The following is an 11958-nucleotide window of genomic DNA, read 5'->3' as shown; positions in this document are numbered from 1 at the left end:
GAACCCGCCGACACGACGATCAACGGCGCCGGTACGGTCCCTCGCCCTGCGCGCGTTCATAGACATCGTGCCCCGTCCGGGCGCGGTAGGCGCGTCCGGCGATCGCGCCGGGGGTCGGCGGGGTGCCCGGCTGCGCGAAGCTGGTCTCCGGCCGATAGGCCGGCCCCCAACCGATCGCCTCGTCGCCCGCGGGGTCCTTGCCGGGAAAGCCGGTGACATAGCCTGTGCTCTGCGCGGCGGCCGGCGCGGCAGTGAGTGCGAGCAGGGGCGCGAGGCACCACTGAAGCCTTGTACGGGATGGCATCGGACGTATTCTCCGCAACGGGTCCATCGGAAAGCCCTTCGCGGGAACCAACACCGGACCAAGACGCGGGTTTGCCGGCATGCGCGCATGTCGCAGGGCAGACGGTTTCAGAGCCAAGCGGGAGCCGTCCTGCGCGGGCGGACATCGCGAAGGGGCGCGATATGGAAGACTGGAAAGCGGGGTTCAGGGCCGAATTGCGGGCCATCGCGATCGCCACCGGCGATGCCGCCTCGGCGCAGCTGCCGGATCTGCTGCGGCGCCTGCAACGGCATCAGGCCGGCCTTGGCGGCCATCCGGTCCTGACCCTCTATCGTCGCTGGCGCATCCGTCGCCTCGCGCGGGCCGTTGCGGACGCGCGCTGGCACGCGGAACAGGGACGTCTCGCGCGCCGCGGCGGGCTCGACGTCCGGCCCTAGTGCTCAGACGCCGTCACGTCGTTTCCGGGCCTGAGACCTGGGTTGTTATCGAGTATCACTCGTCCAGACTGCGCTGACGCTCTCGTTTGCAGCGATGCCCGAGGCGGGTCCGGTCAGGCGGCGGCGTATCGGCCGATCGTCCCGCGGCGCGCCTGTGGCGTCTCTCGTGCGGTCCTCCCCGGAAGCCCGGCCGCGACGTGGCGCGCGGACGCGTCCAAGCGGTCGTCCAAGGCGGCCGGCAGACGCACGAGTACGATGGTGCCCACCGCCTCCTCGGAGCGGATGCGGAGCGAACCGCCGTGCAACTCGACCATCGAGCGGGTGATAGCGAGGCCGAGTCCCGAACCCTTGTGGCTCCGGGTCATCTGCGTCTCGACCTGCGTGAAGGGCCGGCCGAGCCGAGCAAGGTCGGAGCGCGGGATGCCGATGCCATTGTCCTCGATGAACAGGTGGGTGCTGGCGCCTGCGCGCCGCGCGCGCACCGCGACGCGCCCTCCGGCCGGGGTAAACTTCACGGCGTTCTGCATGAGGTTGGCGAGGATCTGCCGGATCGCATGCGGATCGGCCAGGAGATCGAGGTCGGGCGCCACGTCGATGCTGACGGTGATCGCCTTCTCGCGGGCGGCCGCCTCGACCGGGGCGAGGGCGGCCGAGACGGCGGCCTCTGCCGAGATCGCCTTGGGGCTCAGCCGCACCCGGCGCGCGTCGAGCCGGGCCATGTCGAGGATGTCGTCGATCATGGACAGGAGGTGCGAGCCGCTCTCGCGGATGTCGCGGCAATATTCGGTGTAACGCGGGGTGCCGAGGGGGCCGAGCACGGCGTTCTCCATCACGTCAGCGAAGCCGATGATGGCGTTGAGCGGCGTGCGCAGCTCGTGGCTCATGTTGGCGAGGAACTCGGCCTTGGCCTGGTTCGCGGCCTCTGCGGCGGCCTTCTGGTCGAGGTAGCGCTCGGCGAGGTCTGCGAGCTGCTGGGTCTGGAGTTCGAGGGTCCGGCGGGACCGCTTGAGGTCCTTCACGGTCTCGATCAGCTCGCGCTCGGAGGCGAGGAGCTGCTCCTGGTTGCGCTTCAGGCTGGTGATGTCGGTGCCGACGGAGACGTAGCCCCCGTCCTTCGTCCGTCGCTCGCTGATCTGCAGCCAGCGGCCATCGGTGAGTTCGGCCTCGAAGGTCCGGGCCGCCATGCCGGTCATCGCCATGCCGGCCTCGGGCGATTCCCGCCGGACCTGCGGCAGGACCCCACGGCCCATCACGTCGGTGTAGCTCCGCCCGGACTGGGCGTCCTCCGGGCTGAGGGCGTGGAGGTGGCGGAATTTCGAATTGCACAGGACCAGCCGGTTGCCGGTATCCCAGAGCACGAAGGCCTCCGAGATCGCCTCGACGGCGTCGCGCAGGCGCATGTCGGCTGCCGCGTTGGTCTCCTCCAGGGCGCGCTGTTCGCTGATGTCGGTGGCGATGCCAACGAGATGGCGGCCGCCATCGGCCGCGTCGGCCACGACCTCGGCCCGGGCGCGCAGCCAGACATAGGCCCCGTCGGCGCCACGCATCCGGAAGGCGTGGTCGATGACGGTCTGGTTGGCGGCGAGCCCCCGGGCGAGGCTGTAGAGGTCCCCGTCATCGGGGTGGACCAGGCCGTTGACGTCCCCGAAAGAGAGGTACTCGTGCTGCCGACGGTAGCCGAGCAGGGTGTACATCGAATCGGACCAGTAGATCCGGCCCCGGGCGATGTCCCAGTCCCACAGGCCGCAGGCGCCGCGGCGCAGGGCCGTCTCCAGGCGTCCGCGGATCTGCTCGCGGGCACGGTCGGCCCGGGCGGCCTGCCGGGTCTGCAGGCCGTAGGCGAGGCCGACGCCGATGATGACGAGGCTCGCGGCGGCGATCAGGACGATCTGGTCACGGGTGCGGGCGCTCCATCCGCGCAGCAGCGGCTCGACGGGCTGGAGCACCGCCACCTGTCCTGCGCCGCCCGGCAGGCTGTGCATGGCGGCGAGCACGCTCTCACCGCCCGGGAGTTCGAGGGCCATGGCGCCGGCGCGCTCCCCGAGGCCGGAGAGCGGCTCGCCCTCGCCGAGCACCTCGGCGAGGGTCGTCCGATCATCGGGCAGAGGCGGATGGGACGCGACGATGCGGGTGTCGGGGCGCACGAGCAGCAGGCGCCGGCCCGGATGGCGCTCGCTCTCCGGCATCAATGCGCGCAGGTCCGCCGCCACACTGCCGGGCGGAGCCACCACCCGGGCCGCCAGACGCGCGAAGCCTTCGACCTCGGCCCGGGCACCCGCCAGGATCTCGGCGCGCTGACCCTGGATGTGGAGCGCGGCGAGACCGACCAGGCAGGCCAGGAACACCGCGAGGGTCCCTGGAACCGCATAGCGCAGCCAACGCTCGGCTTGGCCGAGCCGCGGATCCCGAGCCCGCATCGGCCAGGAGATCGTGAGACTCGATTCCGCACGCGCGGAGAAGGAAGCGGAAGCCGCCTCCGGCATGGCCGAACCTCACCCTTGGGAACTGTGACCCGGTCGGGGCGCCCGGCCCCCGAAGGCCCCCCCGAATCTGTGTGAATACAATCACCTCGCACACCGGTTTGTCCACGGATTTTTTACCATACGGGCTTGACGCAGGCTTGGTGTGACCCGTCCGCCCGGGAATCAATTTCTACCGCAGGTTCAAACCCTTAGCCGCCTCCGAGCGTGCGGGCGACGATGTCGGCCGTGTCCCGGGAGAGGCCCGGGATCGCCTTGATCCCATTCAGCATTTCCACGGCTTTGGCACTGCGAAATTTTTCCAGCCTGCGCCACGATCCGAAGGCTGTCAGGAGCCTTGCGGCAACCTGTGGGTTGGTCGAATCGAGTGCCGCGACCGTCTCGGCGACCCGGGCGAAGCCCGCCCCGTCCTGGCGGGCGAACTGGGTCGGGTTGCCGAACGCGAAGCTGCCGATCAGGGCTCGCACCCGATTCGGATTGGTCATGGTGAAGGCCGGATGGCCCTGGAGCCGCGCGATCCGGTCGAGGGTGCCGTCCTCCGGGATCTGCGCCTGGATGGCGAACCACTTGTCGAGGACGAGCGGTTCGTCGGCATAGCGGGCGGCGAATTCCGCCAACGCGGCCTCGCGGGTTTCCCCGGGGATCAGCGCCAGGGTCCCGAGGGCGGCGAGCCGGTCGGTCATGTTGGTGGCCTCGGCCAGGCGCTCCGCGGCGCGCGCGGCACCGGACTGGGGATCGCCCGCCGCGATCAGGTCGAGGGCGGCGTTGCGAAGCGACCGGCGCCCCGCAGATGCGGCGTCTGGGCTATAAGCCGCCCCCGCGACCGGCTCGAGCGCCCCGTCGATCCCCTCGAGCCGCGGTCGCAGGATCTGGCCGAGCCGCGACCGCAGGTCGGACCTTGCCCGGTGAATCGCGTCGGGGTCGACGTCGGCGGGCACGGCGTCGGCCGCCTCGCCCTCGCTCGGCACGGCCAGGACCGAGGCCGCGAAGGCCGGGTCAGCCAGGGCCTCGCCGTCGAGGAAACGGCCGAGTGCCGCCGCGAAAGCCTCGGTCCGGTCGGCGTCGGGTTCGAGGATCAGCCGCAGCGCCACGTCCTGCGCCGCCTGCCAGCGGTTGAACGGGTCGCCGTCAAGCGCGAGGAGGCGCATGCGCTGCGCGTCGGTGAGGGCGAGATCGAGCTTCACCGGCGCGGAGAAGTCGCGCAGGAGCGAGGGCACCGGCTCCTCGGCGACGGCCTCGAACACGATCTCGGCCTCGGGCCGTTCGAGCACGTAGATGCCGTCCCGAACGTCCCGGCAGGTCGCACCGGTCAGCGGCCCGGACAACCCCACGAGGCCGAGGGCGACCGGAATCACCAGGGGCGGTCCGTCCTGTCCTGCGGCGTCGGGCAAAGTCTGGGCGAACCGGAGGGTGTAGCGCGCGGCCGTCGGATCGAAGGCGGCCGTGACCGCGAGGCGAGGCGTCCCGGGGCGCTCGTACCAGCGGGCGAAGTCGCCCAGGTCGCGCCCGGTCACCGCCGCGAAGGACGCGAGGAAATCCTCGACGGTGGCGGCGCGCCCGTCATTGTCGGCGAAGTAGCGGTCCATCCCGGCCCGGAACGCCGCCGGGCCGATCAGTGTCCGCAGCATGCGGACGATCTCGGCGCCCTTGTCGTAGACGGTCGCCGTGTAGAAGTTGTTGATCTCCGCATAGGCCCGCGGCCGAACCGGGTGGCGCAGCGGACCGGCATCCTCCGGGAACTGGCGCGCCCGCAGGCCGCGCACCTCGGCGATCCGGTGCACCGGGCGGGACCGCATGTCGGAGGAGAATTCCTGGTCGCGGAAGACCGTGAGACCCTCCTTCAGGCAGAGCTGGAACCAGTCCCGGCAGGTGACCCGGTTGCCCGACCAGTTGTGGAAATACTCGTGGGCGATGATCGCCTCGATCGCCGCGTAGTCGCCGTCGGTCGCCGTCTCGGGGCTGGCCAGGACGTATTTATCGTTGAAGATATTGAGGCCCTTGTTCTCCATCGCGCCCATGTTGAAATCGGACACGGCGACGACGTTGAACACGTCCAGGTCGTAGGCGCGGCCGAACGCGGTCTCGTCCCAGGCCATGGAGCGGATGACGGCGTCGAGGGCGTAGCCTGCGCGATCCTCCTTGCCGGGCTCGACGTAGACCGCGCAGGTGACGGACCGCCCCTCCATCGTGGTGAAGGCGGTCTCGACCTTCCCGAGCCGGCCGCCGACGAGGGCGAACAGGTAGGCGGGCTTCGGGTGCGGATCGTGCCAGACGGCGAAGTGCCGGCCGGGTCCGGCATCGCCGGTCGCGACGCAGTTGCCGTTGCCGAGCAGCACGGGGGCCTCCGCCCGGTCCGCCTCGATGCGGGTGGTATAGACCGCCATCACATCGGGGCGGTCGAGGAAATAGGTGATCCGCCGGAAGCCGTCGGCCTCGCACTGCGTGCAGTAGACCCCGCTCGACCTGTAGAGGCCCATCAGCTTGGTATTGGCGGTCGGATCCACCTCGGTGACGAGACGGAGCACGAAGGGGCGCCGCGGTGGGTCGTGCAGCGTCAGCCCCGCCGGACCCGCCGCGTAGGCATCGGGCGCGAGGGGCGCGCCGTCGAGGGCCGCCGAGACAAGCCGCAGGTCGTCGCCGTCGAGGACCAGGGGCGCATCGGCTAGACCCTCCGGGTTGGGACGAAGCGTCAGCGTGGCGTCGATGCGGGTCCCATGCGGGTCGAGACGGATGTCGAGATCGACGCGATCGATCAGATAGTCGCTCGGCCGGTATTCCTCGAGGCGGATCAGCGGCGGCGTCTCGGTGCGCATTCGGCTCACTCCGGGTTCGGGATGGACCCGTTCTGGTCCCTCGGCGCGCGCGGCGCAACGCGCGCGGCGCCTCCGGGGCGGCGACCCGTGCAACCGTCGTGCGCGTCCGATGCGCCCACGCTCGGGCTTGCTTCGCGACGCGGCGGGTCGCCATCCCGCTGAGGGCGGCCGTCTCACCGGGACGCCGCATGTCACCGCCGGCCCGAGACCTCCAAGCTGGCACGGTCAACTATCTCGACAGCGCCCCGACGGAGCTCGATCAGACCCGCCTCGGCCCATTGCCCCAGAATGCGGCTCACGACCTCGCGAACGCTGCCGATGTCGTCTGCGCGCTTCTGATGGGTGACGGCTGCGACGCCGTGCGGATCGGTCTCGGCGAGCAGGCGTTGCGCGAGGCGCTGCTTCAGCGGTGCGAACGCGACTTCGTCGATCAGCGTGAACAGGACGGACACCAGGCGCGTGTCGTCGTCCATGACGACGCAGCGGAAGATGCGCGTGCGTCCCTCCCGGTACATCGGGTCGTTGGTGCACGCGCCGTCCAGTTCGCAGGTGGTCGCCCACGCCTCCAGCATCGGGATGTGAACGGTTCCCCGGGCGATCTGAGGAGCGCCGGGCTCAGCCCTTGGAAAAGCGGAAACCGGTCGATCCAGCGCTCGACTTCCTGGGCATCCGTCATGGCTGGCGTCGTCCCCGACCATGACGACGGGCTGATCGTCCGGCGCGCGTTGCGTTTTTCACCGGCCGTGCCGGACTTGTGCGGATGCTGCGCCGGAGCGCGTGCCCGCTGTCGCCCGGGAAGTCGGCCCGCGCCGAACCGCTGTCGGGCATGAACAGGGTATCGTGGATGAAGGCGGCGTCGCCGACCCGGTAGGCGATGGAGGCTAGGGTGTGGCCCACCGCGTAGCCTTCCCGCTCGATATGGGCGAGCAGGGCGTCGCGCCGGAGCGGGCTGAGCCTGCAGCTGCGCGACCGGCCAGGGCTTGAGGCGGAGATCCTTCGTTTCTGATGCGGTCAGCCGAGGTCCGGACAGACGTTGTCCTTGTGGCAGCCGTAGCCAGCACGCCTGCCAAACGGTTCCATTCGGGAGCCTGAAGCGATGCGGCTGCTTGTATATGGCCTACTCGCCGCCCAATCGAACGCTAGCTACCGCGGCGATCACCCAGCGGCCGCAGCCGGACGCCCGGCAAGCAAGTTCGTGTCAGTGTCTTGCCAGAACCGACAAAAATTTACTGATGACAATGGGATAGCGCCATTATGGAATTTCTGCACACCATGGTCCGGGTCGCCGATCTCGACCGCGCCCTGGCCTTCTACGTCGACACGTTCGGACTGAAGGAGGTCCGCCGGGTCGAGAACGAGAAGGGCCGCTTCACTCTCGTGTTCCTGGCCGCGCCCGGCGACGTCGAACGCGCGACGGCGACGAAATCGCCCCTCGTCGAACTCACCTACAACTGGGACCCCGAGACCTACGGGGGCGGCCGCAACTTCGGCCATCTCGCCTATCAGGTGGACGACATCTACGCCTTCTGCACGCGCCTGCAGGAGAAGGGCGTCACCATCAACCGGCCACCGCGCGACGGCTACATGGCCTTCGTGAAGTCACCGGACGGGATCTCCATCGAGATCCTGCAGAAGGGCGGCGCCAAGGAGCCGCAGGAGCCGTGGACCTCCATGGAGAACACCGGCACCTGGTAGCGGGTCCGCGCCCTTGACCCGGACGGCCCGGCGGGCGCATCTGCCCGCGGATCAGCCGGCCGGGCGGCCGCTCCGGACGCGTCAGCGTCCGGGGAGGAAAGTCCGGGCTCCATGGAGAGACGGTGCCGGATAACGTCCGGCGGGGGCGACCCCAGGGACAGTGCCACAGAAAGCAGACCGCCCCGGATGCGTCCGGGGTCAGGGTGAAAGGGTGCGGTAAGAGCGCACCGCGGACGCGGCAACGCGGACGGCACGGCAAACCCCACCGGGAGCAAGACCGAATAGGGGCGGCGCGCCCTTCGCGAGAGGGGCAGGCCGGCTCTCCAGGCCAGTCGTCCGGGTTGGTTGCTCGAGGCGGTCGGCAACGACCGTCCCAGAGGAATGGCCGCCACGTCGGCGCGCATGCGCGCCGGCCCTACAGAACCCGGCTTATAGGCCGGCTGATCCACCACCCGATAAGCCTATCCCGGTCAAAGCCTTAGCGGCCCCGCGCCAAGCGTGCGGAGTCGCGCGACCGCCTGAAGATTCCGGCGCGGCAAAAACCTTCGGTTAACCTTGCCGGGGTCAGATCGGTCCGCGCGGCAGCGCCACGCTCGTGCGTTGACGATCCTCCGAGGCCCATGATACCCGGCATCCTCCCGTCAACGGCGTGTATCGGATCGCCGGGCGCACCCTGCCTCAGTGCAGGTTCCGTCCGTGCGCGGCGTGTTGCGCGCTCCGCATCCGGTGCCGTTCCCGTCACGCGCGCCGCGCTCGCGCGGTCCGGCACAGGGCACCATGAGACGCACGAGCCGCATCCGCGACCGGATTTCCGGGGCGCGCCGACACTCCGCCCGCCATCCCGAGCGGCGCCGCACCGCCTCGGCGAGGCGTCCATGATCCGGCGTCGTCCATCACCCGAGCGCGCGACCCGGCACGGGAACGCCCCCGAAGCGCCCGCCCAGCCGCATCTGCCCGTCCTCCTGGAGGAGGTCGTCGCCGCGCTGGACACCGCCGGCGGTGTCGCGGTCGACGGCACCTTCGGCGCCGGCGGCTACACGCGCGCCTTGCTGGCGGCGGACCCGGCCCTGCAGGTGGTGGCGATCGACCGCGACCCCACGGCGATCGCGGCCGGTCAGAGGCTGGTCGCGGAGGCCGGAGGACGCCTGCATCTGCTGGCCGGCCGGTTCGGCGACCTCGACACCCTCCTGGCAGACGCGGGCATCGGGCAGGTCGACCGGGTGGTCCTCGATATCGGCGTCTCGTCGATGCAGCTCGACGCGCCGGAGCGCGGCTTCTCGTTCCGCAACGACGGCCCCCTCGACATGCGCATGGGCAACGCCGGCCCGAGCGCTTCGGACCTCGTGAACGAGGCCGACGAGACCGTGCTTGCCGACATCATCTACCATTACGGCGAGGAGCGGCGCTCGCGCGCGGTGGCGCGGACCATCCTGGAAGCCCGCCGCCGCGGACGGATCGAGACCACCGCGCAGCTCGCCGAGCTGGTGGCCGGCGTGGTGCGGGTGGAGCCCGGCAGCCACATCCATCCGGCGACGCGGACCTTCCAGGGCCTGCGCATCGCCGTGAACGACGAACTCGGCGAACTGGTCCGCGCCCTCCACGCGGCCGAGCGTGCGCTCAGGCCCGGCGGCCGGCTCGCGGTGGTGACGTTCCACTCCCTCGAGGATCGGATCGTCAAGCAGTTCTTCGCCGCGCGAAGCGGCCGCTCCGCGCAGGGCTCACGCCATCTGCCCGGGGGTCCGGTCGAGACCGTCCGAAGCTTCCGTCTCGTGACGAAGGGTCCGGTCCTGCCGGGCGACGCCGAGACCGCCCGCAACCCGCGCGCGCGGTCGGCCAAGCTCCGGGCCGCCGAGCGCACCGAATCCGACGTCCCGGAGCCGCTGGCGGCGCTGACCGCCCTGGCGAGCCTGCCGGATACCGCCCGCGGGGGCCATCGCCGATGATCCGCCTGCTCAATCTCCTGGCCGTGGCCGGCCTCGTCGCGTCGGCGATCTACGCCTACTCGATCAAGTACGACACGCTCTACCAGGGCGGCCAGGTGTCGAAGCTCCAGACGGCCCTGCACAAGGAGCGGCAGGCCATCGCCGTGCTCCGGGCCGAGTGGCAGCTGCTCACCCGGCCCGATCGCCTCCAGGCGGCCGTGGACAAGCACCTCGCCCTGGAGCCGATCGGCACCAGCCACCTCGCGCGTCTCTCCGACCTGCCCGCCCGGCCGGAGCGCGGCGACGAGATCGGCCGCCTGCTCGCCGCCACGGCGACGCCCAAGGACAAGGGCGCGATCGAGCCGCGCACCACCGGCTCGATCACCCGCACCGTGACCACGACCCGCACCCCGACGACGGCTTCGAGGTAGTCTCCCGTGTCCGATGACGCCGACCAGACCCTAGACCCGGCGGTCGAGCCCGCCGTCGCCGACCACGAGGCCGCGCTTCTCGAGGCCGCCGCGCTCGCGCATGCCGCGGGCGCGCCGCGTCTCCTCGAGGAGGAGGCCCGCGCGCCGGTGCCCCCTGCCGAGCGCGCCAAGGCGTTCCTGCGCAGCATGTTCCGGCTGGCCATCGAGCGCTCGCACATGCGGGTCGCGCTGGTCGGCCTCGTCTTCGTGGGCGTCTTCGGGACGATCTCCGCCAAGCTCCTGATGATGGCGATCTTCGGGGAGCCGCCCAGCCAGGAGCACCGGGTCGCGGCCGCGTCCTCGACCGCCTTCCGGCCCGACATCGTCGACCGCAACGGCGAGATCCTGGCCACCGACATCCGCACGGTCTCGGTCTTCGCCGAGCCCGGCAACATCTACGACAAGGACGAGGCGGTGGAGCTGCTCACCGCGGTCCTGCCGGAACTCAACGCTTCCGAGCTGCGCGCCAAGCTCACCCAGCGCAAGGACAAGAAGGGCGCGGGTTTCGTCTGGGTGAAGCGCGAGCTGACCCCGAAGCAGCAGGCCGAGGTCCATCGGCTCGGCATCCCCGGCATCGGCTTCCTGCCCGACCACAAGCGGGTCTATCCGAACGGCGTCGCCGCCGCCCACATCCTGGGCGCGACGAACCTCGACGGTGTCGGCATCGCCGGCATGGAGAAGTACATCGATTCCACCGGCCTTCAGGCGCTCAACAGCTTCGGGCTGATCAACAAGCAGGCCGACCTGAAGCCCGTGCAGTTGTCCCTCGACCTGCGCGCGCAATTCGCCGTGCGCGACGAGCTGGCCTGGGGCATCGATCACTTCAAGGCCAAGGCCGGCGCCTCGATGATCCTCGACGTGAAGACCGGCGAGGTCATCGCCCTGGTCTCCATGCCGGATTTCGACCCGAACGATCCGAAGGACGCGCTGTCGCCCGACCGCATCAACCGCATGAATGTCGGCGTCTACGAGATGGGCTCGACCTTCAAGGCGATGACGCTGGCCATGGCGCTCGATTCCGGCAAGTACAACGTCAACTCGACCTTCGACACCCGCGGCGGCGTGCTGAACTGGGGCCGGCAGAAGATCCACGAGTACCACGGCACCAACCGGGTCATCACCATGCCGGAGGTGTTCACGCATTCGTCGAACATCGGCTCGGCCAAGATGGCGTTGGGCGTGGGCGTGCCCGGCCACAAGGCCTTCCTGAAGAAGATGGGCCTGCTCGACCGGCTGCGCACCGAGCTTCCGGAGAGCGCGGCGCCAATCGTCCCGTCCCGCTGGACCGAGATCAACACCATCACCATCGCGTTCGGACACGGCATCGCGGTGGCGCCGATCCAGGCGGCGATGGCGGTGGCGGCCATCGCCAACGGCGGCGACCTGATCACTCCGACCTTCCTGAAGGCCAATCCCGACGACAAGGCCCGCAGCACGCATGTCCTGTCGGCCCAGACCTCCGAGGCAATGCGGTACATCATGCGCCTCAACGCCTCCGAGGGCTCGGCCAAGAAGGCGGCGATCCCGTACTACTTCGTCGGCGGCAAGACCGGCACGGCCGAGAAGGTGATCGGCGGCCGCTACATTCACAACCGCCTGTTCACGACCTTCATGGCGGCGGCGCCGATGAACGACCCGAAGTACCTGTTCGTCACGATCATGGACGAGCCGCAGGGCCTGCCCGAATCCGGCGGCTACGCCACGGCGGCCTGGAATTCCGGCGTGGTCACCGGCAAGGTGATTGAGCGCGTGGCGCCGATCCTGGGCCTGCCGCCGCAATTCGAGCCGCCGGTGAGGCCGTTCCCGCAGATGGTCAAGCTCAACGCCTACCACATCAACCAGCTCGGCGGCCCGTGAT

The 11958-nt window shown here is 70.2% G+C and carries 9 protein-coding genes, 1 other RNA gene and 1 pseudogene; 6 read left to right on the top strand and 5 right to left on the bottom strand.

Annotated features, from left to right (window positions below; genetic code table 11):
• Positions 1–19: 19 nt before the first annotated feature.
• On the bottom strand, positions 20–304 hold the full coding sequence (locus ACXJKQ_RS06530) for a hypothetical protein (RefSeq protein ID WP_457104950.1): 285 nt from the start codon (positions 302–304) through the stop codon (positions 20–22).
• Positions 305–465: 161 nt separating this feature from the next.
• Between ACXJKQ_RS06530 and ACXJKQ_RS06525 the strand changes: the two genes are divergently transcribed.
• Positions 466–720, top strand: coding sequence for a hypothetical protein (locus ACXJKQ_RS06525; RefSeq protein ID WP_457104949.1), 255 nt, complete (start codon positions 466–468; stop codon positions 718–720).
• Between the two features lie 113 nt (positions 721–833).
• Here the strand turns inward: ACXJKQ_RS06525 and ACXJKQ_RS06520 are convergent, their stop codons facing one another.
• The 4 genes and pseudogenes from ACXJKQ_RS06520 to ACXJKQ_RS06505 all read right to left on the bottom strand — a co-directional run.
• Positions 834–3203 carry a PAS domain-containing sensor histidine kinase gene (locus ACXJKQ_RS06520; RefSeq protein WP_457104948.1) on the bottom strand — a complete coding sequence of 790 codons (2370 nt, stop codon included), beginning with the start codon at positions 3201–3203 and terminating at the stop codon, positions 834–836.
• A gap of 188 nt (positions 3204–3391) precedes the next feature.
• The gene (gene pepN, locus ACXJKQ_RS06515) at positions 3392–6013 is read right to left on the bottom strand and encodes an aminopeptidase N (protein WP_457104947.1); all 2622 of its coding nucleotides are present in this window, start codon (positions 6011–6013) and stop codon (positions 3392–3394) included.
• A 191-nt stretch (positions 6014–6204) separates the two neighbouring features.
• Complete coding sequence (locus ACXJKQ_RS06510) at positions 6205–6585, bottom strand: Crp/Fnr family transcriptional regulator (protein WP_457104946.1); 381 nt, start codon at positions 6583–6585, stop codon at positions 6205–6207.
• 118 nt (positions 6586–6703) lie between these two features.
• A pseudogene (locus ACXJKQ_RS06505) lies at positions 6704–6916 on the bottom strand (MBL fold metallo-hydrolase); the annotation flags it as partial.
• A 351-nt stretch (positions 6917–7267) separates the two neighbouring features.
• Here ACXJKQ_RS06505 and ACXJKQ_RS06500 point away from each other — a divergent pair.
• The 5 genes from ACXJKQ_RS06500 to ACXJKQ_RS06480 all read left to right on the top strand — a co-directional run bounded on the left by ACXJKQ_RS06500 (position 7268) and on the right by ACXJKQ_RS06480 (position 11957).
• Complete coding sequence (locus ACXJKQ_RS06500) at positions 7268–7708, top strand: VOC family protein (protein ID WP_457104945.1); 441 nt, start codon at positions 7268–7270, stop codon at positions 7706–7708.
• Between the two features lie 51 nt (positions 7709–7759).
• Positions 7760–8156, top strand: an RNA gene (rnpB, locus tag ACXJKQ_RS06495) — RNase P RNA component class A.
• 427 nt (positions 8157–8583) lie between these two features.
• Positions 8584–9651 (top strand): 16S rRNA (cytosine(1402)-N(4))-methyltransferase RsmH, encoded by a 1068-nt coding sequence (gene rsmH / locus ACXJKQ_RS06490; RefSeq protein WP_457104944.1) that lies wholly within the window; start codon positions 8584–8586, stop codon positions 9649–9651.
• Positions 9648–10061: a cell division protein FtsL gene (gene ftsL / locus ACXJKQ_RS06485; protein WP_012319332.1), complete on the top strand. Its 414-nt coding sequence runs from the start codon at positions 9648–9650 to the stop codon at positions 10059–10061. The genes rsmH and ftsL overlap by 4 nt, the downstream gene beginning before the upstream one ends.
• Positions 10062–10067: 6 nt before the next feature.
• A complete protein-coding gene (locus ACXJKQ_RS06480; RefSeq protein WP_457104943.1) occupies positions 10068–11957 on the top strand; it encodes a peptidoglycan D,D-transpeptidase FtsI family protein in 1890 nt (629 codons plus the stop codon).
• Position 11958 lies beyond the last annotated feature (1 nt).

This window comes from Methylobacterium sp. P5_C11 (assembly GCF_054049775.1).
This window is presented reverse-complemented; position numbering and strand designations above follow the sequence as displayed.

Coding starts and splice junctions, on each gene's coding strand:
- ACXJKQ_RS06520 (WP_457104948.1), bottom strand. CDS start 3,203: ATGCCGGAGGCGGCTTCCGCTTCCTTCTCCGCGCGTGCGGAATCGAGT.
- ACXJKQ_RS06510 (WP_457104946.1), bottom strand. CDS start 6,585: ATGCTGGAGGCGTGGGCGACCACCTGCGAACTGGACGGCGCGTGCACC.
- rsmH (WP_457104944.1), top strand. CDS start 8,584: ATGATCCGGCGTCGTCCATCACCCGAGCGCGCGACCCGGCACGGGAAC.
- ACXJKQ_RS06530 (WP_457104950.1), bottom strand. CDS start 304: ATGCCATCCCGTACAAGGCTTCAGTGGTGCCTCGCGCCCCTGCTCGCA.
- ACXJKQ_RS06525 (WP_457104949.1), top strand. CDS start 466: ATGGAAGACTGGAAAGCGGGGTTCAGGGCCGAATTGCGGGCCATCGCG.
- ftsL (WP_012319332.1), top strand. CDS start 9,648: ATGATCCGCCTGCTCAATCTCCTGGCCGTGGCCGGCCTCGTCGCGTCG.
- pepN (WP_457104947.1), bottom strand. CDS start 6,013: ATGCGCACCGAGACGCCGCCGCTGATCCGCCTCGAGGAATACCGGCCG.
- ACXJKQ_RS06500 (WP_457104945.1), top strand. CDS start 7,268: ATGGAATTTCTGCACACCATGGTCCGGGTCGCCGATCTCGACCGCGCC.